Origin of the sequence: Paenibacillus sp. NEAU-GSW1 (assembly GCF_009737085.1) — a bacterium.
Lineage (GTDB): Bacteria > Bacillota > Bacilli > Paenibacillales > Paenibacillaceae > Pristimantibacillus.
Genome location: NZ_WOVL01000011.1, coordinates 139,788 through 163,330, shown reverse-complemented (window position 1 = coordinate 163,330; position 23,543 = coordinate 139,788). Strand labels below are relative to the sequence as shown.

At 49.6% G+C, this 23,543-nt stretch carries 20 protein-coding genes; 1 reads left to right on the top strand and 19 read right to left on the bottom strand.

Annotated features, from left to right (window positions below):
• Positions 1-8: 8 nt before the first annotated feature.
• From GOM71_RS10985 to GOM71_RS10925, 13 genes are all read right to left on the bottom strand, one after another.
• On the bottom strand, positions 9-935 hold the full coding sequence (locus tag GOM71_RS10985; RefSeq protein ID WP_156280928.1) for an ABC transporter permease: 927 nt from the start codon (positions 933-935) through the stop codon (positions 9-11).
• Positions 932-1,864 (bottom strand): ABC transporter ATP-binding protein, encoded by a 933-nt coding sequence (locus GOM71_RS10980; protein ID WP_156280972.1) that lies wholly within the window; start codon positions 1,862-1,864, stop codon positions 932-934. Before GOM71_RS10980 ends, GOM71_RS10985 begins: the two co-directional genes overlap by 4 nt.
• Before the next feature lie 56 nt (positions 1,865-1,920).
• Positions 1,921-4,293, bottom strand: a complete 2,373-nt coding sequence (locus GOM71_RS10975) for a hypothetical protein (protein ID WP_156280926.1) — start codon at positions 4,291-4,293, stop codon at positions 1,921-1,923.
• A gap of 176 nt (positions 4,294-4,469) precedes the next feature.
• Entirely contained in the window at positions 4,470-4,781 is a 312-nt protein-coding gene (locus GOM71_RS10970; RefSeq protein WP_156280924.1) for a YbjQ family protein, read from the bottom strand.
• Between the two features lie 95 nt (positions 4,782-4,876).
• Complete coding sequence (locus GOM71_RS10965; protein ID WP_253944793.1) at positions 4,877-5,197, bottom strand: DUF3889 domain-containing protein; 321 nt, start codon at positions 5,195-5,197, stop codon at positions 4,877-4,879.
• 78 nt (positions 5,198-5,275) lie between these two features.
• On the bottom strand, positions 5,276-6,097 hold the full coding sequence (locus tag GOM71_RS10960) for a VanW family protein (protein ID WP_156280920.1): 822 nt from the start codon (positions 6,095-6,097) through the stop codon (positions 5,276-5,278).
• 134 nt (positions 6,098-6,231) lie between these two features.
• A complete protein-coding gene (locus tag GOM71_RS10955; RefSeq protein WP_156280918.1) occupies positions 6,232-9,372 on the bottom strand; it encodes an efflux RND transporter permease subunit in 3,141 nt (1,046 codons plus the stop codon).
• Between the two features lie 36 nt (positions 9,373-9,408).
• Positions 9,409-10,107, bottom strand: coding sequence for a response regulator transcription factor (locus GOM71_RS10950; RefSeq protein WP_156280916.1), 699 nt, complete (start codon positions 10,105-10,107; stop codon positions 9,409-9,411).
• Complete coding sequence (locus GOM71_RS10945) at positions 10,085-11,581, bottom strand: sensor histidine kinase (RefSeq protein ID WP_156280914.1); 1,497 nt, start codon at positions 11,579-11,581, stop codon at positions 10,085-10,087. Before GOM71_RS10945 ends, GOM71_RS10950 begins: the two co-directional genes overlap by 23 nt.
• 92 nt (positions 11,582-11,673) lie before the next feature.
• On the bottom strand, positions 11,674-12,621 hold the full coding sequence (locus tag GOM71_RS10940; RefSeq protein WP_156280912.1) for a DUF4184 family protein: 948 nt from the start codon (positions 12,619-12,621) through the stop codon (positions 11,674-11,676).
• Between the two features lie 20 nt (positions 12,622-12,641).
• Positions 12,642-13,181, bottom strand: coding sequence for a signal peptidase I (gene lepB, locus GOM71_RS10935; RefSeq protein ID WP_156280910.1), 540 nt, complete (start codon positions 13,179-13,181; stop codon positions 12,642-12,644).
• Positions 13,182-13,305: 124 nt separating this feature from the next.
• On the bottom strand, positions 13,306-15,000 hold the full coding sequence (locus GOM71_RS10930; RefSeq protein WP_156280908.1) for an ATP-binding cassette domain-containing protein: 1,695 nt from the start codon (positions 14,998-15,000) through the stop codon (positions 13,306-13,308).
• On the bottom strand, positions 14,997-15,857 hold the full coding sequence (locus tag GOM71_RS10925) for an ATP-binding cassette domain-containing protein (protein WP_156280906.1): 861 nt from the start codon (positions 15,855-15,857) through the stop codon (positions 14,997-14,999). Before GOM71_RS10925 ends, GOM71_RS10930 begins: the two co-directional genes overlap by 4 nt.
• Positions 15,858-15,991: 134 nt before the next feature.
• Here GOM71_RS10925 and GOM71_RS10920 point away from each other — a divergent pair, with 134 nt between their 5' ends.
• Positions 15,992-16,627: a biotin transporter BioY gene (locus GOM71_RS10920; RefSeq protein ID WP_156280904.1), complete on the top strand. Its 636-nt coding sequence runs from the start codon at positions 15,992-15,994 to the stop codon at positions 16,625-16,627.
• A gap of 55 nt (positions 16,628-16,682) precedes the next feature.
• Here GOM71_RS10920 and GOM71_RS10915 read toward each other — a convergent pair whose 3' ends face one another.
• The 6 genes from GOM71_RS10915 to GOM71_RS10890 form a co-directional block, all read right to left on the bottom strand.
• Positions 16,683-17,846: an iron-containing alcohol dehydrogenase gene (locus tag GOM71_RS10915; protein ID WP_156280902.1), complete on the bottom strand. Its 1,164-nt coding sequence runs from the start codon at positions 17,844-17,846 to the stop codon at positions 16,683-16,685.
• 71 nt (positions 17,847-17,917) lie between these two features.
• Entirely contained in the window at positions 17,918-18,406 is a 489-nt protein-coding gene (locus GOM71_RS10910; RefSeq protein WP_156280900.1) for a YlbF/YmcA family competence regulator, read from the bottom strand.
• Between the two features lie 23 nt (positions 18,407-18,429).
• Entirely contained in the window at positions 18,430-20,034 is a 1,605-nt protein-coding gene (gene miaB, locus GOM71_RS10905) for a tRNA (N6-isopentenyl adenosine(37)-C2)-methylthiotransferase MiaB (protein ID WP_173275489.1), read from the bottom strand.
• A gap of 150 nt (positions 20,035-20,184) precedes the next feature.
• The gene (locus GOM71_RS10900) at positions 20,185-20,760 is read right to left on the bottom strand and encodes a phosphate propanoyltransferase (RefSeq protein WP_156280896.1); all 576 of its coding nucleotides are present in this window, start codon (positions 20,758-20,760) and stop codon (positions 20,185-20,187) included.
• Positions 20,761-20,842: 82 nt separating this feature from the next.
• A complete protein-coding gene (locus GOM71_RS10895; RefSeq protein ID WP_156280894.1) occupies positions 20,843-21,709 on the bottom strand; it encodes a 2-oxoacid:ferredoxin oxidoreductase subunit beta in 867 nt (288 codons plus the stop codon).
• Position 21,710: 1 nt separating this feature from the next.
• The gene (locus tag GOM71_RS10890) at positions 21,711-23,444 is read right to left on the bottom strand and encodes a 2-oxoacid:acceptor oxidoreductase subunit alpha (RefSeq protein WP_156280892.1); all 1,734 of its coding nucleotides are present in this window, start codon (positions 23,442-23,444) and stop codon (positions 21,711-21,713) included.
• Between the last annotated feature and the right edge of the window lie 99 nt (positions 23,445-23,543).

Genomic DNA, 23,543 nt, shown 5'->3' with positions numbered 1-23,543 from the left:
CTATCGCTTTATTTATTCGATCTGCGCTTCAGCCTTGGACGAAGCTTTACAATGCTCAGCCACAATGCGCCAGCGGACAATACCGCATAAATGATCATAAACTCCTGCCAAAGCTGCAGCCCTTTTCCTTTATTCGCTCCAGTATTCCCTGAGACGCTTGAATAAAGCTCCTGTGTAATTGACGGTTCCAGAATGCTGTACAACGCAGCGCCCGGATTCCACGCCAAAATATGTCCGACCCATTGCATCGACGCCGGAGGCTGTCCGGAGGACGAATACATGTTGTTCTCGATGGTCATGAAAACATAGAATATGAGCAGCGTACCAACATAGATAAACAGCGTAAGCCCGTATGTGACAATAACGGAAATCATCGTCCGTTTAAACAGCGTTGAAAAAAGAATGCCGAACGATCCCAGCACGATCATCATAAAGAAATAAAATAAAAAGACGAGCAGCAGCTGCGACGGAGAAATGCCGCCGTATAGAAACATCATTCCGTACACCGGAATTGTGCTTACGACGATCAGCACCATAAAGCCAAGAGACGATACGAGCTTGCTCAAAATAATCGTTGTCGAGCTCTGCTGCGTCGTAAGCAGCAAATTGAGCGTCTGCTTCTCTCTTTCTCCGCTCACCACACCTGCAGTCAAGCCCGGCGCCATGAACGTAATAAGTCCAAGCTGGGCAAAGCTGAGCGCATAGAACAGAACGCGGCTTCGTTCCGGATCAAACGCATTTGAATTGCCGCTCATCTCTTGCGTCAAATAAATAGAGCAAAAAGCGAACAAACCAATCGCTAGCAAATAAGCAAACATCGTCCACATCGAGCGGGCCGACCGCATGCGCAGCCGAAATTCCTTATCAAGCACTGGATTGATCAGCTTTGAACGCCAGCCGTTCAATCCTTTTGCCGCCATACCGTCGTTTCTCATGCGAGACCGTCGCCTCCCTTCGTCATTTCCAAAAACACGTCTTCCAAATTGGTCTGCCCTTCGCTAAAGGATATGACCGCGAAGCCTGCCGTGAACAGAGCCTTTAACAGCGCTGCCTGCTCTTCGTCATGTCCGGCAAAATGAACATGAATGCCTCGTTCGTCACGCAGCACGCGACCGACGAACGGCTGATCGCGAAGCCACTGCTCCGCCTCCTCGTTGCGGTCAGACAGACGAAGGAACAGAACCCGTTTGACGCGCATCCGGTTCTGAATGTCCGCCACGTTGCCTTGCGAAATGATGCGTCCATGCTCGATAATTCCGATCTCATCAACCATCTCGGCAAGCTCGGGCAAAATATGAGATGAAATAATAATCGTCTTGCCCATAGCTTTAAGCTCCCGCAATATTTCACGCATCTCAATGCGCGCGCGCGGATCCAAGCCCGAAGCCGGTTCATCCAAAATGAGCAGTTCGGGATCGTGGACAAGACAACGTGCCAAGCAAAGCCGCTGCTTCATGCCCCTCGAAAGCGTGTCGACGTAAGCGTCCTTTTTATCGCTCAAATTGACGAGCTCCAGCAGCTGCGGAATAAGCTGCTCCCGTTCATGCTTCGGGATGCCGTAGCTCGCTCCGTAGAAATGCATATATTCAATCGTCTTGAATTGATCGTATACGCCGAAGAAATCCGGCATATACCCGATCCGCTTTCGCACCTCTGCCGGATGCTCGGTCACATCAAAGCCGTCTACCTTGGCAATGCCCGAGGTCGGCGCCATAAGCGTAGCCAAAATCGACATCGTCGTCGACTTTCCCGCTCCGTTCGGCCCTACAAAGCCAAATACCGTTCCTTTGGCAATCGTTAAATCGATCGACTTAAGCGCTTGGAATTGTCCGAACGTTTTCGTCAACCCTTTAATTTCGATCATTGGCGATGCTGCAGGCGGCATGGAAACCGTCTCAACCATTTCGTTTGACTCGTTCATTATGGTGTCGCCACTCCTTTCAGCGAGATCAACGGCAGCCGCGTATCTGTGTCTGTTGATGCGATTAGCTTCATTCTGATCGAATGGGAGGCTGTTATATACGAGGCTGGATCCATCTGATCGGCCGCTTTGTCCCATTGCTGCTTCGCTTCGTTCCAGATCTGCCATGTCAAATTCGTATTATTGTTCAGCACATCTTTTGCAATCAGCAATTGATCAAATTTCACGCCGTTTACATTCGGTAATTGATATTCAAATTCCAGCTCGCCGGAGCTTATACCAAAGTTGCCGTCTCCAAAGCTGTCCATTCGCTGCATCGTATGATTGCCTATAACCGGCTTGAGCAAGCCTGCCGGCACTGTGTATCGTCCATTGTCTTCCGACAGCAATTCGCCGATTTTCTGCACCCATAAAGTCAAATTGTCCGTTTGGACAGCAGAGCCGTTCATCGAAATCCATTCCGTATTGTCCGTGCTGAATCCGATTACGCGAGGCTGAAGCTGCGCCGCCAGCCCATAGTTCTGATTCAAATAATTGTCGAGCAGTTCGCGATGCCGGTTAAATTCGTCATTGCCATTTGAAGTCGGGAACAGATTTTGCGAAGAGCCGTAATAATAGCCGCTGTTAATTGAACTTGTTCCGATGGCAACGGTCCTTTCCTCATTCGGCTTGAGGCTGCCGACCGGGTAAAGGTCGCCGTTCATTAATACGGCAACGTGCGACATGTCAGCCTTCGTCGTGTTCGTCACCGTAATCATCATCGCGCCGTTTTCATCATGGTAGACGATTTTAAAATTGCCTTCCGAGCTAGGAATCACCATGCCTTCAAACCATGCTTTGCGGGTTGATGAATAAGATACGTCGTTCCATTTCATCGTCGATCCGTTCTCGTCCGTTATGACTTGCTTGTTCCCGTTTAAGTTGATCGTATCGCTAAATTGACCGCCGCCGTCATTGTACAACGGTGTCAAAAACATCTGCTGATCGAATCCAGCTTTTATCGTCCCTCCGGTTGGCGTATACACGGCAAAAACGCCGGAGCGTGTCCCGCCGCCATCCTGCGAAAGCTCAGCAATCGATACCGTATGGGCTACCATGTTTCTTCTGTCGCCGGAACCGTAGAAGAAGATTGCGATGCCTGTCAGGACAGCCAACGACGGCACAACCCACCATGTCCATTCGCGGCGGTCCAGCTTGCGCAGCAACAAATAAAGAAAAGGAGCAACTACTACTGTATAAATAACAAAAGTCAGCAGCAACGGTATAAAATTGGGCGTCTTAATGGAAGGGAAACGGTTTACGATATTGTCGAAAAACCAATATGTGTTATTTAAATTTGTTGAAACGTTGCCTTGAAACGCTGGCGTCAAATTGTCTTGCAGCAATCTGGCGTACAATTCCTCGCTTCCGCTCCATGACGCGAAGGGCTCAAGCGCAGGGTCGAAAGCGACATATACCGTTTTGCCTAAGCCGACTTGACGTTGAATCGCGATCGGCAGCTGTTCCGCCGACAGAACAGTATTTCCCTGAGTGATCGAACCGGTCGAAACGGTTAAAGAGCCGCTTACTTTCCATTCTTCACCGCTGGCTGCGGCAAGCGATTTCGTATCAATATTTGCCGTACCTTCTTGTTCGAAAGGCGCAATCTCCTGGAAGGCTTGGGCCGTTTTGCTGTAACCCGCGCCGCCGGAGAGCATGAGCGTTCCTCCAGCTCGGACCCAGCCTTCAATCGCTTCGATATGCTTATTGTCCCATCCTGATGTCGCCGTATCATTTAGAACAAGGACATTAAAGAAATTAAGCAAATTCGGATTCGACGGAAGCTGGTCTTCAGTCAATGGCAACACATAAATATTATAGCCTTGTAAATTTAGAGAAGGCATGAAATTAAGTGTATCTGGGTCGCTGGCAATAACGCCAATCGTATTGTTGGCGATCATCGACCCGCTTAAATAATTGTTGCCCATAAACTTGACTTCATCGCCAGATTTATATGAGCCTTTAAAAAATCGAATTCTATTGTTTTTTTCGTGCAGCTGCGTGCCTGGGATGGAAAGCTCGATCTCAACTTCCGTATCTGCAGGCAACTCTGCAGGCACTACATAATCAACTGACTGCCCGCCGAATGGACTGTTGACTGAGACGACGACTTCCCCTTTCAAATTATCCTTCGATGTGTTTGTCATCGACAGTTGGACAGGCGTCCAGATGCCTTCTTTATACTGTCCATTAAAGCCGATGCTGGATTGAATCATAATTCCTTCAGAGCCCTCGGCAAACGCGGCCTTTCCCGTTCCCATTAATGCTGCAGTCAAAACGATAATAAAAGTCCATGCGATCAACCGTTGCAGCATCGATTGTTGTCGAATCACAAACAAACCCCTCTCTTTTCTAAATCGGTCATTTCCATAATAACGGAAATTGGCATGGGAATGTTGCATTTTCACTAAAATAAACAAACAACTTCCGGGCGAAAAAAAAACATCCCGTACCGTCCGCATCACGCAGACAGCAGGAATGTTTTCGAAATATCAATAATCGTTACACGCTAAATTCGTACCGCTGTTCCGCTGACCGCTACCATCAGCATGCCTTCGCGAATAACTTCATAATCGATATCAATAGCAACGACTGCGTTAGCGCCCATTCTGGAGGCTTGCAGTTTCATCTCTTCAATAGCCACGTCTCGGGCTTCCTTAAGCTTGCTCTCATATGCACCCGATCGTCCGCCGACAATATCGGTTATCGATGCAAAAAAGTCACGCACAACGTTCGCACCCATAATCGCTTCGCCCGTAACGACCCCGGAATATTCAATAATGGGACGCCCCTCGATTGTTGGCGTTGTCGTAATCAACATTTCCATTCCCCCTTGCTTCATTTCTGAAGCGATATGATTGGATCATGCATTTCATTACGCAGTAAACGTCAGCCGTGTTTCACTTTTTACGGATATTATTGCAGCTCTTCAAATTCAATCGCTTCAGCCGAATCGTCATCCAGTCTTACATGAATGCGCACTCTGACGCCAAATTCCTTTGTCCCTTGAACAATCCATAGTCGGAACCGTTCCTCAACAGTCTGTGAGCTTATAGGAAAGCGGCCTTCGTATTTATAGTCCAAAATGTCGGCATTGTATTTATTTTTCGTTTCCTGCACAGCAAGTCTGCCCCATTTGGCGTATTCCGGTTCCAGTGTGCTCTTACTGGCTTCCGCCACAGAATAGTTGCTTAGATTAAAGCTTAGTCCAATCCATATCAACAACCAAATTGTCAATCGCTTCATCATGCTGCAAAATCACCGCCTGTCGAATGAGCCGCTCCGAATAGAATAGCCCAGGACAGGATTGGTTATTCAAGGTTGCTCGTCAGGAAGCAGAGGGGCATACATCATGATCGCCTCGTTAGACGCGACGAATTGATCTTCAAGCATCTCTCCTGAGGCAGCATAAACTTCCCGGTGAATCCGATTGCTTCTTATGTATCCGCCCCATGGCCGCAATTCAATCCGATGTTCTTTCTCATAGACATCATATCGGTATCTGCTTGGCGCGCTGCATCTCCATTCCCCCACGAGCATCTCTTCTTCAACTCGCACATTCAATTGGTACGTGTCCGTCGTTTCGTTGACAATTTGTAAATCCAAATAATTGTAAGCGCAAGTTGCTCCGCTGCCGAAAGGCTGCGTGCGGCTGGCGTCGGGAAATACATCATAGCTGTGCCTATGGCGCTCCGTAACCGTCAGCGGCGTATGCAGCGTCATCCAATAGATCAAATTGGACATTTGGCATAACCCGCCGCCTACTCCGACGCCGTAAGTTCCATAATATAAAATCATTCCATCGACATAACCTCTCCGGCTGCTTGGCTTGCCGATCGTCCGCCAATACGAGAACTTCTCGCCCGGTTTCAGCAACAATCCGTTTAATCGTTCCGCCGCAAGCTTCAAATTTATAACCTTATTTGATTGCAGCCACATGTCCACATTCCGCAGCTGACGATAAAGAGGCGTCTCATGCCTAAACACGGTATGAGGCAAACCAAGGCTGGAATGGGTCTTGGCGGAGTTACCAGTATCAGCCATCCACTTCGCATATCTTTTTCCCATGAACCACCATTTGCCAACCTTCAATCTTAATTTGGAACGTTTAATCGGCCGATGCTTCAACAGATCCATCGTGTTCGCCTCCTCTGCTATTTTCCCTTACCCGATTCTAGTGTTGAAACGCAGCTTGTCGCCTTAATGTTGCACCGCATGGAACAAAAAGAAAGGCTGCCCTGATCAATCGGGACAGCCTTTCTTCTCTGCAATTATTTTAGTTCTGCTTTTCTTTTCTTGCGGTGGAGCGCTTCATATACGACAGGTACGATAATCAGCGTCAACAGCGTCGAGCTCGTCAAACCGCCGATAACTGTAATCGCCATCCCTTTCGAAATCAAGCCGCCGGATTCGAAACCGAATGCGAGCGGAAGCAATGCGCCAACCGTAGCAATCGCCGTCATCAGAATCGGACGAAGACGCGTGCCGCCTGCTTCAAGCAACGCTTCGCGTACGGTCAAGCCTTCGCGTTCTTTATGAATAACGCGGTCGACGAGTACGATTGCATTCGTTACGACTATGCCGATCAGCATAAGCGCGCCGATCATTGCGGTAATGCTCAATGTTTCTCCGGCAATAAACAGGCCGACAAATGCGCCGATTACTGTAAACGGCAAGGAGAACAAGATCGCAAACGGCGTCAATGCGCCGCCAAACGTAATAACAAGGACGAGATAGACAATGGCAATTGCCGCAAGCATCGCAAGTCCAAGCTGGGCAAACGATTCATTCATTTGCTCCGTTACGCCGCCCATATCGATATCGACGCCCGCAGGAAGCTCCATCTCGTCAATCATCGTTTGCAGCGCTGTCGATACAGCGGCAACGTTGGATGCCGTAACATCTGCGGAAACTTCCGCATAAATCCGATCATCCTTGCGTGTAATCGTGTTCGGCGACTCGCCTTCCTCGATTGCCGCAACATCCTTCAAAGCGACTTCTTTGCCTAGCGGCGAAGTCAGCTTCACATTTTCCAGATCGCTTTTGTTCTTATACGTTTGTTGTTCCACTTTCACATAAACGTTAAGTTCTTTGCCGTCCTTCTCGATCCTCGTTAATACCGGATTTTCGCGGACTGGGCTGAGCGCCATTGCGATTTGACCGGCTGCAAGACCGTTTTGGCTCAGTTTTTGTTGATCGGTCACAATGCGGTATTGCTCATAGGTTGCAGCTAAGCTTGTGTCGACGTTCGTCAGATCCTTATTTTCATTCAGTTTGCCTTGCAGCTCTTCAACTACCGGCTGCAGCGACTTCATGTCCGGGCCGTATACAAGCATCGAAACGCTTGAGCCGCCAAGAGAGCCTCCCGAGAAGTCCTGCTGCTTCCATTCTCCCTTGCCTCCAAGGCCTTGAAGAACCTCGATCACTTTTTCTTTTTCATCTGAAAAGCCTTTGAAATCATCACTGTACATAATGTTGAACAATGCCTGTTTGGAAGCGCCAGGGCTAAACGGATTGGAGCCGCCAACTGCGTATTGGACGACCTCTACCCCTTCGCGTTTGTTTGGCTCAAGCAATTTTTCCGCTTCCAACGCCATTTTCTCAACTTGCTCGCGCGTTTCACCAGGTGCCGGGTTGTACGAGACCATCATCGTTTTTTCTTCATCGCCCGGCAAGAAGCTGAAGCCGATAAGCGGAAGCAATCCGCAGCTGCCTAGAAGCAGCAATACGGCGATGATACTCGTAATCCATTTATGATTCAGCGACCAGCGAAGAATGCCTTTGTAGCCTTCCGCCATGCGTCCCGGCTTCTCCTCGTGCGCTTTGCCCGCTTTGATGCCATTGCGGAACATCATATGCGCAAGCATCGGTACGACTGTAATGGCAACAAGGAGCGATGCCAGCAACGCGAATACGATTGTAAGGGCAAACGGCATGAAGATTTCGCCGATCACGCCCGATACGAGCGCAAGCGGCAGAAATACGGCAATCGTTACGATCGTCGAGGACATAATCGGAACGAACATTTCCTTTGTCGAGTCGAGCATAAGCTCTTTGCCTGTCAGCTTCTCGCCGGACAACGACATGCGTCTGTAAATATTTTCAATTACGACAATCGAGTCGTCGATTACCCGTCCGATTGCAACGGTCATCGCACCGAGCGTCATAATATTCAACGTAACGTCGAAGCGGCTCAGTACGAGCAAAGCAATGAGAATCGACAGAGGGATCGATACGACCGCAATTATTGTCGAACGGATATTGCGCAAGAACACCAGAATAATAAAGACTGCGAAAATCGCTCCGATTACCGCTTTGCTAAGCATCGTGTTTACCGACTCTTCTATCGGCTCGCCTTGGTCGAGAGTTGTAACAATTTCAAGGCCGTCATTGTCGGCTTTCAACTGCTCAAGCACATCTTTAACGCCATTAACAACTTCAACCGTGTTGGCATCCGCCGCTTTGACAATGCTTAAGCTGATTGCGTCTTTGCCATTCGTACGCGATACCGATTCTACCTTATCGGCGATTTCCAAATCGGCCACTTCGCTAAGCGCGACAGTAGGCAACTTAATGTCTAAAGCTGATCCTTGCGGCAATGCTGCGCTTTGTCCGGCAGCGTCTGCGCCGCCAGCGCCAAAGCCTGCTCCCGCTCCTGCTCCGGCCCCTTGCGGCGTATAAGGAATTTGCAGGTTTTTCAAATCATCTTCCGATACAATTCCGCCGTCTACAAGAACCGTTTTTTCAGAAGCTTCAAATTCAAATACGCCAAGCGGAATGGATACGGCATTGCCTTGAATAATCTGCTTAACCGTCTCTTCCGTCAATCCGTATTTTGCAAGCTCAGGTTTAAATGCCAGTTCCGCCTGCTTTACGCTTTGACCGGAAATTTGGATGGTGGCAACGCCCTCGATGCCTTCCAGTTCAGGTACGATGGTTTCCTCTACCTGCTTGGTCAGTTCCTCCAAGCTCAGTTTATCGTTGGAAAGGCTTAACGATTGAACAGGAAATGCATTTAAGCTAAGTCGCGAGACGCTCGGATCTTGAACGCCTTCAGGGAATGAAATTCCGAGTATGGCTTCTTTTACGTCTGCCGCCGCTTTCTCCATATCAATGCCATAATCGTACTCAATAACGACTGAAGAAGCGTTCTCGTACGAAGTAGAGCTTACCGTCTTCACCCCATCCATATTGCGGGTGCGCTGCTCGATTGGCTTAGTGAGTTTCTCCATTACTTCTTCTGGCGCCGCGCCTGGATACACGGTTGTAACGCTAACGATCGGCACCGTGATATCAGGCAATGTTTCCATTTTCATATTAAGACCGGAATACAAACCAGCAAACATAACGATTGCAGTCAAAATCCATAGCGCAAACTTATTGTTTAGCGAAAATTTAATAATGCTTTTCAACTTTGTTCCACTCCTAACATCATTCTCGTCTATTCTTTAAATCTTGAACCGATAGCCAACGCCCCAAATTGTCTCGATATATTGGGGATTGGACGGATCGTGCTCGATTTTCTCGCGCAGCCTGCGAATATGAACCGTTACGGTTGCAATATCGCCGACAGAATCCAGCCCCCACACCCGCTCGAACAGCTCTTCCTTCTCAAAGACACGATTCGGGTTTGAGGCGAAAAGCAACAGCAAATCATATTCTTTAGCTGTCAGCATCGCTTCTTCATCATGGATGGTTACCCTGCGAGAGAGCTGGTCGATTGCCAGTCCGCGAATTTGGATCTGTTCGCTGCGATTGCCTTTATGGCCTCGATCGCCAGTCAATCGTTCATATCTGGATAAGTGGGCTTTTACTCTTGCGACAAGCTCATTCGGGCTGAAGGGCTTGGTCATATAATCGTCTGCGCCAAGTCCTAATCCCCGTATTTTGTCTATGTCATCTTTTTTCGCGGTAACCATCAATATCGGAACATCCGTCGTTTTACGAATTTGCCGGCAAATTTCGAAGCCGTCCATCTTCGGCAGCATAAGATCCAATATAATGAAGTCATATTGGCCTTCGCTCGCCTTCTGAAGACCCAGATCGCCCCTGCCTTCAATATCAACATCGAAGCCATGGCTCTCCAGATAGTCGCGCTCCAGCTCAGCAATCGATTTCTCATCTTCAATGATCAGTATTTTTTTCATCGTCTTTCACCGCCTTGAGCGGCTGTAATGAAACGGGCAGCGATACGTAAAAACGAGAGCCGCAAGGCTTCGCGTTTTCCGCCCATACCCGGCCGCCATGCCCTTCTATGATTTGCTTAACGATTGCTAGACCGAGGCCGCTGCCTCCGGTTTCTGAGTTGCGCGATTGCTCCGCCCTGTAAAAGCCGTCGAAAATATACGGCAAATCCGCGGGCTCAATGCCCGGTCCAGTATCTTCAATAATAATGATCGCTTCCTTAGCATAAGCGTTCAGTCGCACGCTGATTCGTTTGCATGCCGTTTCGGAATGACCGTTCGACTGTCTCATATACTTCATACAGTTGTTCATCATATTGCCGATCGCTCGTCCCAGTTTTTCCAAATCGGCAGCGATATAGATTGGGGAAGCATCGGCTGCAATTTCGTCTGATTGCAATGCAATATCGGCTTTTTCTGCGTCAAACCGCTGTTCTTCCAGGAAGTGAAGCAAATATTTACGCAAATCGATCACTTTGAAATCAAATGCGACTTTTTGCAGATCGAGCTTGGAGAACAAGAACAGTTCGTCTATCAAACGATCCATATCGGATGCTTTGCGGTAGATCGTACGCATATAGCGTTCCCTTTTTTCATCCGTATTGGCAATGCCGTCCGCAAGCCCTTCAACATAACCCTTGATGGCCGATATCGGCGTTTTCAAATCATGAGAAATGTGTGAGAGCAGCATTTTACGGTTTTCCTCGTACTGCAAGCTTTGGTCGATTGATTGCTTCAACCGCACCCTCATTTCTTCAAACGCGGTGCTTAACTCCCCAATTTCGCCTTTTGCCTTCGCCTCGACCGGATGAGACAAATCGCCTTCTTTCATGTAATTGGCCGCAATTTTTAATGATTGCAGCGGCCGAATGATGCTTCGGGACACGAAATAGGTCAGCAGCACGCCTGTTAGTCCGATAATGATGAGCGAAAATAACGTGAAGATTGGTTTCCAATACATAGGCACCGCTTCAGCTCGGAGCATAATAACCGATTTGCCCGCTGATCCGTCCTCATAGACGAAATCGAGGGCAAACATACGGAAGCTGTACTGATTTAAAGCGATATCCCCCGGATCTGAGCGATAAAACTTTTCCCATTTTTCATTCGGTGAGAAACGGTGCAGATAGGACGAGACATAATCTGCCTTACCGTCTTTATAAAGCACAAAACCCGCCATCAGTTCAGCCAGCTTATCGTCCCATTGCTTTCGCGCGTCTTCATTCTCGATTCTGCCCGGATCGCTCTGAAGCTCGTTATTCATCTCGCCTGCGACGAAAGACTGGGCGTAATTGATTTTGCCTCCATCCTTAAAAAAGTTTCTTACGTCTTCAATGCCGCTCACATGAATGATGAACAGCATAAGGCCCACTACCGCAATAAAGGGGGCGACCGTCATCAGCATGTAAGACAAATACAGCTTTCTTCGAATGGACAACGTAATCACGCCTTACTCATTATTTCGATGTGTCTAGCGTTTATCTTAAACGCCAAATATAAACAGATGTTAAATCAATTCTTACAAATTTCTTACATCCTTTCAGGACGCTTGTTCCCCTTCACAACGACACTCGCAATGATTAAAGCGCTGACGAGCAGCCAATGATATTGAACCCATGAACCGATATCATTGCCATATTGATGTCTGAGCAGCACACCTCCGCCGATGACCGTCAATAGTAAAGCCAAACTGCCCGTCGCAAGCTTAAGCCTTCCGTATACCTTCGCAATGTGCAGCTGCGCTGCGCAAAATAATCCAAAGCCGGCTGCTGTAAACGGTGCGACTACCCAAATGTTAAGAAAAAGCGGGTCTGGCGCTAAAGCAATCTTGAAGCCAAGCAGCAGCGCTGCGAGCGCAATTCCAACCACAACAAATGCAAATGACAGCTTGTCTCTTTCGATGCTGGCATTTGTTAGGCGAGCTTTGTTTTGGCCCGTGCGCCATTGCACATATTTGTATAGGAGCCAAAGCGCCGGCAGTCCAACGCCAAGGAGCGTCAAGCCGATTTGCAAAATATAATAGACGCCGAAATGCCCGACGCGTTCGATTAAAAAAGGAATGCGCAAAGCAAACCAGCCGTATCGATGCGTCCAGCCGTCAAAAAAGATATGCGTAAAAAAGCCGATAAAAGCGGAAAGCACAAACAGCGCCCATCCGGAGGACGGCGCTGATCCAGTTGAACCGCTTTTCTCGATCAAGCGAAGCACAAAACGATTGATGCCCCCTGTAGAGGGCAATAAAGCCGGCAGCGCCGGCTTTATAACGCGATGAAAAGCGACTGCCAGCGCAATGCACAGCGGCAAGCCGAGAAACACAAAACCGGGAACCGAATGCCCGATGGAGCGATAGGATTGCATGGCGACGAAATATTCAAGATCTGGCGCCATGCTTCCTAATATAAGGCCGCTCAAACTAAGAGACGGAAACGCTTTCTTTAACGGTGCGGCTAGGATGGGATGCGATAATGTAAACGGCATGTCAATCTCCTTAATACGAATTATTGAACCTCGCCGAATTTGGCAATCGGCCAGATCCGGTACACAACCTTTCCTTCGATGCTGGAAAAAGCAATCGGACCCAAATCTCGACTGTCCTCGCTATGCTCGCGATTGTCGCCCATGACGAAAATTTTGTCCGATTCAACGATGTACGGGAAAACTAAAGATCCGGAAGTCGTCAGCCCTTTTGTGTAAGGCTCATTGATACGCTCGCCATTGAGAAATACGGAGCCGTCATGAATGTCGATAACGTCCCCGGGCAGGCCGATCACTCTTTTGACAAGCCGCATGTCGCTCTCTGGCCCGTTAATAATAACGATATCGCCATGCTCGGGATTCTTGAATTTGTAGCTCCATTTGTCCTCGATGAGCCGTTGTCCGGCTATGAGCGTATTTTGCATCGAAATGTTATGTACCTCTGACTGGGCATACACATAATTTTGAAATAATAACGCAAAAATGATAGCCAGCGACAGCGATATCCCCCATTCTCGCAGCTCTTTCCGCCAATTGCTCCGTTTCACTGGTTGAGTATCCATGAGTAAACACCCCGACTTCTCTTCGATTGATTTACTTCATCATACAACTTGGTCCAAAAAAATATACGCGAATAATCGCCGAAAAGTTTCCATTCCGCAATATTCTTTTCCCATCTTCATTCGCTTACAACACTCGGTCCAACATATAGAGGAGCGCCGACGCTGCCCCGGCTCCTAACACGAGCAAAGTATCTTCCGCCCTAAAGCGAAGCGTCAAGCCGCGAGTCGGCTTGTTGAGCGGATGGCCGATGCCGCGAGCTTCCAACGCATCGGCCAATTGATCAGCGATGCGAAGCAAAGAGCGGATGTATGGAACGAGCGCGGACAGCAGCATGGAAGCCGGCAGTTTCCCCGCAGGCGAGGACGCTTTGCCGCGAGCATGCGCGATCGCCGCGAACCGCTGCCACTCCGCCGATAGCAACGGAATAAAACGGAAAATGAGCGTAACAATTAATGCAAACGATCGGACTGGCACTTTCATGCGGCCCAGCCAGCCAAACGTTTGCTCGAACGCTCGCTGAACTCGCAATGGCGTAACTAAGCCTAGCATCGGCAAACCGAGCATCATAGCAAACATAAGAACGCTAAAGCGCTGCAATGTCGTTAATGCGTTCGCTTGATTGAAGCCGAGCGGATTCCATTCAAAGCCAGAAACGAGCGAAATAACGGCGATCATAATCGAGTAGCCGCGAATCACTCCGCTCCATGGCCTTGTTTGCGCGCGCAGCGGCAGCAGCACAGCCATCGTCACGACAGCTGCGGCGGCAATGCCAATCCAACTCCCTTGCACGAGAATAGCTGTCGCGAGCAGCAAGTACGAAATAATTATTGCGCGCGGATCGAAGCGCGTGTTCCACGCCGTCGAATCCGCCTCGAGTTTTCGCTTTAATGCCTTGTCGTCTCCGTCCTTCCGAACCGGAGTAACGAGAGCCGGCTGTATCTCAGCATGCTTCATTTGTACAGCTTGCTCCGCAATCGAAGCTGCAAGGTCCGCCGGTGTCGGCCAAATCCTGTTTCCTTCGCCCTCCTCAGGCAGATGAAAACCCGCTTCACCGAGCAGCGTCAATAGCTGCAGAGCTTGGGGAGACGATGGTTCTTTGGCATGTTTGGCCGCCCACTCAGCCGCAGTAGACATTTCGCGGATGGCGCCGTTCTCCAGCACAATGACGTCATCAGCCAGCGGCAGCAGCGCGTCCAAGTCATGCGTCGCAATTATGGCGCCACCGCCGTCATCACGATGAGCTTTGAGCGCTTCCATCAGCTTGCGCGTTCCTTCTCCGTCAAGTCCGGAGGTTGGTTCATCCAGCAGCAGCCATTCCGGTCTGCAAGCTAACAGGCAAGCGAGTGACAGCCTGCGCTGTTGACCGCCGCTTAACGTCCATGGATCGGCAGCAAGGAGCCTCTCAGACAGCCCAACGGCTTGCATCGCCGCCGCAATCCGTATATCTCGCTCTTCCTCGGTCGGTTTATATGGCTTTAACGAATATTGAAATTCCGCTTTGACAGTAGCTGCGAACCATTGCGATTCGGAATGCTGAAGTGCAATGCCGGTCGCAAGGGAAACCGACCGGTTTATTCTTTTTTTCCGCCGGCCTTTCTGCCATAGCAGCAGTTCGCCTTTCGAGATCGTCCCTTCTTCCAAGCTGCGCAATCCGGCGATCGTCTCCAGCAGAGTGGATTTCCCCGCGCCGTTACCGCCGACAAGCAGCGTAATTCGCCCTTGCTTAAAACGGGCGTTGAGCTGACGGATGATTTCCTTGTTGCCGCCGTCTGCGGGAGCAACAACCGTAACCTGCTGCAATAGCCAATCGTTGCTCATTGCAGCACCGCCTTTACAAGCCCGCTTGCGGACAACGGCATCGACGGTGTCCGCAGCGAAATGCCCAGCTTCTCCAGCTCCCAAACGGTTTGAACGACATAAGGCGCTTCAAAACCGAGCAGCTCGCAGATGCTCGCCTCCCCCGACTTTCCGCGTTGATACAGTTGATGCGCTGCGCCATCAAAGCAAAGCAAACCTTCATTGAGCGCAATGACGCGATCCACCTCACGCAGCTCATCCAGCTTTTGCGTGATCCAAAGTACAGTAATGCCCGTGCTATGCAAGGATCTTACAAGCTTCAGAATATGTGCCGCGCCTTCCGGATCTAGCATCGCTGTCGGCTCATCCAAAATAAGAAACGGAGCATCGACTGCAAGACAGCCGGCAATGGCTACCCGCTGCTTTTGGCCTCCTGACAATGTGCTTACGGACTGGTGCGCTTTATCGCTCATCTCGACTATTTGCAACGCGTGCTCGGCCCTGCTTCTTATTAAGCTGCTCTCGATTCCATGCTGCTCAAGCATAATGATGAGATCCTCCATCGGAGTCGAGCCCACCATTGACGCTTCCGGCTGCTGCATAACGATCGGCGTCTCACGGCCGCTTGCCCCTCCGATAACATGGTGAAGCATCATTTCGCCGCTGGCGATACCGGTCTGAAAACCGGCAAGCAGCTTTGCCAATGTGCTCTTGCCGCTGCCATTGCGGCCGATAAGCGTTACCCACTCTCCCTGCATTATCGAAAGATTTATATTGTGGAGCATATACGTTGTGGATTGCTCCTCTATATCGGTCGATCCTAGCCGATCAAACGGCTTAACGGAAACCTGTTTCAATTCAAATAGCAGTTTCTGCAAAAAAAATCACCCGACCTCTTCCATAAAACGAGATGCTGTGCTACAATCCGGAATGTTAACCGTATTATCATGTTATACGGTTGACATATATACGAGCAATGAGAAAATATCATATCATTAAAGGAGCAGATGTAATGCGCACCAACAGCAATATCCGCAGTCTCGTATTTATCGCTTTATTTGCCGCCTTATTTATTGTCATGAGTTCCGTTGATATTAAACTTGGCACAAAAATACTTCCGTTTACGCTTCAAACGATGGCCGTGGCGCTAGCCGGCGCTTTCCTCGGACCGCGGAACGGATTTTTATCCATAGCTGCCGTAGTCGCTTTAACGGCGACAGGTCTTCCATTATTGCACGGCAAAGGCGGCCTGTCCTACATAATCGGGGCTACCGGCGGCTTTATATTCGCGTTCCCGTTCTGCGCGATGCTGGTCGGGTTCGCGGCCCGCTATATTTATAGAAGCAAGCTTCTCAGCAATAAACGCGTCATATCTATCATCGGCTTATTTATCGCCTTCGAGCTGTTCAGCTCCTTCTTCGCTTATGTGCCGGGAATTCCATGGCTGGCGCATGTTGCCAACATAAGCTTCAGTAAAGCGATGACTCTCTATTGCTATCCGTATCTGCTTGGCGACGCGATAAAATCGGTCGTTGCCGCACTTGTAACCTTCTCTCTAAAACCATACATCCTGAAAATTCAATCGTCAACGACGAAAGCTTCCTTCATACAAAACCAAAACTCAGGAACGATCAAATTCGGTCAATAACAAAAAGCAGCAGTTCGAGGAGCAAGCCCTTCGATCTGCTGCTTTTTCAATAGCTTTACAGCGACATCCGATAGATCGCAATCACATCTTCTTTCGTGAGCTTGCGGAAATTTCCGCGAGTGCCGCTGCCTGTTACCTTCTCCGCCATCTCCTCAAGTCTGCTGTCGTCAATTCCGTAATCGGCAAGGCGCGAAGGCGCGCCGATCGAATTCCAGAACGCCCGCAGCTTCTCGATGCCTTCTAACGCCATTTCGCGGTCGCTGCGGCCGTCATCGCTTACGCCGAATACATTAACCGCAAACTGCTTGAACCGCGCAACATTGTCGTCAAGCACATACTTCATCCAGTTCGGGAACAAAATCGCAAGACCTCCGCCATGCGGAATATCATATACAGCCGACACTGCATGCTCCATATCGTGATTGGCCCAGTCGCCAACGATCCCCATTGACAATACGCCGTTCAACGCCATAGTGCCGCTGTACAAAATCGTCTCGCGGTACTGCAGATTGGTCAAATCGTCAACAAGCTTAGGAGCGACCTCGATGACAGCTCGCATAATCGATTCGCTGAAGCCGTCCTGAACCGGTGTTGCCGCATCATGATGGAAGTATTGCTCGAATACGTGAGCCATCATATCGACCATGCCGTATACGGTATGGTCTTTTGGCGCGCTCGCCGTAAACGCCGGATCGAGAATTGAGAAGGCGGGAGAAACAAATGGACTGCCCCAGCCATGCTTCTCAAGCGTCTCTGCGTTTGAAATGACCGAGTTGGTGTTCATTTCCGATCCCGTCGCAGCGAGCGTCAGCACTGTGCCAAGCGGCAGCGCATCTTGTACGGTCGCTTTATTAATGATGACATCCCAGAAATCGCCATCGAATTTTGCAGCCGCAACAATCGCTTTAGCGCAGTCGATCGTGCTGCCGCCGCCGACAGCCAGTACCCAGTCAATATTGTGTTCCTTACAAAGCTGTTGTCCTCTGTGTACAGTCGTAATGCGCGGATTTGGTTCGACACCGGCAAGCTCTGTAATCGTACTGCCCGCTTCATTCAGCTTTTCGATCACTTGATCGTACAGCCCGTTCCGTTTAATGCTGCCGCCGCCGTAGACAAGCAAAACGTTTTTACCCCTTTTTGCCGCTTCTGCGGACAGCTGATTCAATTGACCCGCGCCAAAATACAGTCTAGTCGGATTGTAAAAGGAAAATGGACGCATCTTGTTCTTCACTCCGTTTCTATTATATGTATAAAAAAGCGCCTATCCGTTAAGGATAAGCGCGCTTTGAACTAGTCGCATTGGTCTGGCGCTTCTACCGATGCCGATTCGACATTGATTTTCTCCGATACTGTATCGCGAATAATGGATACGACAAGCTGAAGCAAATAGTTAATATCCGTCTGGCTTTGCTGGAATTCCGATACGATCGGGATACCGTCAAGCTCATCCTGAAGCTGCTCCATTTCGCCTTCGATTTTTTTAACCATCGTTTCGTTTTTAAACGTCGTTTCGAAAGCGACAACTTCTTTTTGCTTTTTCTTAATTTGCGCAATTAGTCCTTGCACGCGTTCATTGCCTTGAATTTGCTTTTCTGCGCGGCGGTAATGTTGAACCTCTTCAGACGTATAGATCAAGCTTGCAAGCTCTTGCGCTTTCGCCATAATATCTTCCCGTACAAGCAAATCGCGTGTATTGAATTTTGGAACGCCGCATCCCGCTCCATGCTCGTGATCGTGATGATCGTGGTCATGCGAATGATTAACTGCTTGCTCTGTCATCGGATAATCTCTCCCTCATTATATCAAGAAACAGCCGATTGGCCCGCTTCCAGGTTGATAGCTTCAATAGCTTCCGCTTTAATATACCATGTTTTGGCGTCCGTTACCCTAGCTTGTACAAATTGTCCAATCCATTCCTTCGGACCTTCGAGATGAACGAGCTTGTTCGTGCGTGTACGGCCAGCCAAAATATCCGGATTATTCTTGCTTTCGCCCTCAATCAACACTTCGACAACGTCGCCTTTCATCCGTTCATGGCTTTCCCGGCTCATTTCCGCCATAAGCGCATTCAACCGCTGCAGCCGCTGCTTCTTCACTTCAAGCGGAATATTGTCCTCCATCTCGGCAGCCGGCGTGCCTTCTCGCGGCGAATAAATGAAAGTATAGGCCGAATCGTAGCCGACCTCGCGGACAAGCGACAGCGTATCTTCGAATTGCTCATCCGTCTCGCCGGGAAAACCGACGATAATGTCGGATGTCAGCATGGCGTTCGGGATAGCCGCCTTAATTTTGCGAACGAGCTCTAAATACGATTCTCTCGTATATTTGCGGCTCATCCGTTTCAATATTTCCGTGCTTCCCGATTGAACAGGAAGATGGATGTGCTCAACCAAATTGCCGCCGGTCGCCAGCACTTCAATCAAATGATCGTCAAAATCACGCGGATGGCTCGTCGTAAAGCGAACTCGCGGGATATCGATTTTGGACATATCCTGCATCAAATCGCCGAACCGGTATTCGATATCTTCAAAGTCTTTGCCGTAAGCATTCACGTTCTGTCCAAGCAGCGTAATTTCCTTAAAGCCTTGGCGCGCCAGTTCGCGCACTTCGGCAATTACATCCTCCGGCCTGCGGCTTCTTTCTTTGCCGCGCGTGTAAGGAACGATGCAGTACGTGCAAAACTTATCACAGCCGTACATGATGTTCACCCATGCTCGCATGCCTTCGCGCTTCTTCGGCAGGTTCTCAATAATATCGCCCTCTTTGGACCATACCTCAACGACCATTTCCTTGCTGAAATAGGCGTTTTGGAGCAGCTGCGGCAGCCGGTGAATGTTGTGCGTGCCGAATATCATATCGACGAACGCATGCTTTTGCAAAATACGGCCGACAACCGCTTCCTCTTGCGACATGCAGCCGCAAACGCCGAGCAGCAAATCCGGCTTTTCCTGCTTGAGCACCTTCAGATGGCCAAGCTCTCCAAATACTTTATCTTCCGCATTCTCGCGGATTGCGCAAGTATTCAGCAGCACGACGTCAGCCTGGCGGCGATCCTCTGTAGGCGCGTAACCCATCTTCTCGAACATGCCCTTCATCACTTCGGTATCATGCTCGTTCATCTGGCATCCGTATGTCTGAATTAAATAAAACTTGCCCTTGCCGAGATTTTGCAATTCTTCAGGAATGCCGAAGTCGTAATGCACCTCGATATCTTCCTTGCCGCGCTTTTTCTCGGCTTTATGATCGGGAGTTGCATTAATTTGAATGTTACGACCTTTAATCCGATACGTAATTTTGCCGTCTTCTTCGCTTAACACTTTGGCATCGGAGAAATCAAAATATTTGGAGTAGTCCTTCTCGCCCTTGCCGGATTTTAAGTCCGGTGAGTTTGGAGTCTCCTTCGTCAATGTGTTCACATCCCCTGCATTCATGAATGATATCTATAGCAATTTTTCTTTTTTAAATTCACATATACCAATTTAATATTATAGCACATTGGCGCTGCCTATTCCATCGAGAGAGAAAAACCGCCCTTTCCAGAAGAGCGGCCAATTCGATTAGTCGATAATTTCACCGGTCGAACCGTTTGCGACGCCTGCCGCATTCGCTTCGTCCGTATCGATATGCATATCTAGTGCAAAATCCGGCGAAACTCTCGCAATTACGTTCTCAAATATGACGCCGCGCTCTCCGCCGACACGAACTCGAAGCAGCTGCTTGTCGGCAATGCCCCAACGCTCCGCGTCGTTTGTATGAAAATGAATATGTCGTGCCGCTACAATGACGCCCTCTTCAATCGTTACTTCTCCAGCCGGCCCTTTCAGCTTGATGCCGGCAGAACCGGCAATGTCGCCGGATTCGCGAAGCGGCGGGTTAATGCCAATTGCGAACGCATCCGTGCGTGATACTTCCAGCTGCGTGCTTTTGCGAATCGGACCGAGAATCCGCACTTTCGCAAAGCCGCCTTTAGGGCCGATGACCTCGACCGTTTCGTTCGCCGCATACTGTCCTGGCTGTGACAGCGGTTTAAATTCCGTCAGCTCATAGCCCGCTCCAAACAGCTGAGCGACATGCTCGGCGGATAAATGAATATGTCTGGCCGAAACGCCAATCGGCACGAATTTCTGTTCCATGTATCGTTCATCCTCTCTCTATGCCGGTTGGCTAATAGAAAAAAATAAGCATACGGCAAAAGCCGTATGCTTATCATAGCATTTACTTGAATTCTGCTACAAGCTTATCGAAGTCAGTTTGCGAAAGTGTCAAATCTTGCTTCGAGAGCGCATCCGGACGGAAGCCGGTTACGAGATCCTCGTACGCCTTGCGCTCTTTATTCTGATAGATGAGACCCGTCAGCAAACCGTTCGTCTCCATAATTTTATTCATCGCTGCGAAACGGTTTGAAGGATCGTAATCTTCGAATTGTTCCAGATTGACGATATTTTCTTTAAACCAGTCGTACGTGTTAATTTTGTTGAACGTCACGCACGGGCTGAATACGTTGATCAGCGAAAACCCTTCGTGCTTGATGCCCTGCTCGATCAGACTGGTCAGCTGCTTCAAATCGCTGGAGAACGATTGCGCAACGAAAGTCGCGCCTGCGGACATTGCAATTTCAAGCGGAGAAAGCGTCGACTCGATCGAGCCTTCCGGCGTCGATTTTGTCTTGAAGCCTTCCGCGCTTCGCGGCGACGTTTGGCCTTTCGTCAAACCGTAAATTTGGTTGTCCATGACAATATACGTAATGTTCAAGTTGCGGCGAATCGCATGAACGGTATGGCCCATGCCGATTGCAAAGCCGTCGCCGTCGCCGCCCGATGCGATAACCGTCAGCTCGCGGTTCGCAAGCTTAACGCCTTGAGCGATCGGCAGTGCGCGGCCGTGAATGCCGTGCAAGCCGTATGCGTTAATATAGCCGGAAATACGCCCAGAGCAGCCGATGCCGGAAATAACCGCAAGGTCTTCCGGTTCAAGACCGACATTCGCAGCTGCGCGCTGGATTGCCGCTTGAATCGAGAAGTCGCCGCAGCCTGGGCACCAGTTCGGTTTTACATTGTTGCGAAACTCTTTAAATGTTGCCATCCTAGTTCAGCTCCTTGCACGCTTTGTATACTTCAGAAGGCAAGAACGGATTGCCGTCATATTTCAATTGGCTGTTTATTTTGTCTGCAAAGCCAACGTTCATTTTAATTTGTCCTGCAAGCTGAGCCGTCGCGTTGTTTTCCAGCACGACTACCTTTTTAGCGCTTTGCAAGTAAGGGAACAATTGCTCGGTCGGGAACGGATGAATTTGACGGACCGTTACATGGTTAGTCGAAACGCCGTCCGCTTCAAGCCATTCACGAGCTTGATCAATCGTGCCGCCAGTCGAACCCATGCCAATAATAAGCAGATCCGGATTGTCGTGCTTCGCATCGACGCGAAGCGCGTCGCGCACCTGCAAGCCGTTAAGCTTGTTCAGACGCTTATCCATCATGCGTTGACGGTTTACAGCGTTCTCGGAAGGACGTCCCGTTTCATCATGCTCAACGCCGGTCACATGGTGAATGCCATGCTTCACGCCGGGAACAACACGCTGAGAAACGCCGTCTTCTGTAAACTCGTAACGTTTGAACAGTTCATGCTGCGCCAGCTCAGGCGCTTCCGTCACCAGCTTGCCGCGGTCAATCGTAATTTTGTTCAGATCGAGCACTTCGCAAGACTGCTTGCCCAGCGACAGTTGAAGATCTGTCATGACGATAACCGGAACTTGATACTGCTCGGACAAGTTGAACGCTTCAATCATGTCGTAGAAGCAATCTTCAATCGAAGCCGGCGCAATGACGATTTTTGGAATTTCACCGTGTGTGCCATAGACCATCGCGTTCAAGTCAGACTGCTCTTGCTTCGTCGGCAAGCCTGTCGAAGGGCCGCCGCGCTGCGTATTGACGATCACGAGAGGCGTTTCGGTCATGCCGGCAAGGCCGATCGCTTCCATCATCAGTGACAGGCCGGGGCCTGCCGATGCAGTCATTGTGCGTACGCCCGCATAGTTGGCGCCGATTGCCATCGTTACGGCGGCGATTTCGTCTTCCGTCTGTACGACTGTTCCGCCAAATTTCGGCAGCTTCTTAATTAAGTATTCCATAATTTCCGAAGCCGGCGTGATCGGATAAGCCGACATGAGGCGGCACCCCGCAGCAATACAGCCAAGGCCGATCGCTTCGTTGCCGATCATGAACAGCTTCTGCGTGCCGTCCGCCTCTTCCAGCTTAAACTCGTCGAGCGGACCGCCTGCTTGTTCCAGGACGAACTCGGCGCCGCGTTTAACCGCTTCAATATTTTTCTCAACGACAGCCGCGCCTTTGCGGCCAAACTCTTCTTCTACCGCTTTATTAAACACTTCAAGCGGCAACCCGAGCAATGCCCAGGATGCGCCGGAAGCAACCATGTTTTTCATTAACGACGTTCCGAGCTCTTCGGCGATAGCCGTAATCGGAACCGCGAACAATCTAGCGTCGATTCCTTCCGGAATCGTCGGATTAAACTTCGCGTCGGCAACGACAACACCGCCGGAACGAAGCTCTTTTGCATTCAGGTCGATACTTTCCTGATCGAATGCCACCAAAATATCCAAATCATCCGATATTGCGCGAATCGGCTTTGTGCTTATGCGAATTTTATTATTTGTATGGCCGCCTTTAATTCGGGAAGAGAAATGCCGGTATCCGTACAAATAGTACCCGAGCCGGTTAAGCGCCGTAGAGAAAATACGGTCCGTACTCTCGACGCCTTCCCCTTGTTGTCCCCCGATCTTCCAAGACAATTGACTAATCAAAATGTCCATCTCCTCTTTTTGATGGCGTAAGCCCTATCATGTATAATGGCAATATCCAACAGTGATTTTTTCATAATATAACAGTCGATACGCTTGGCT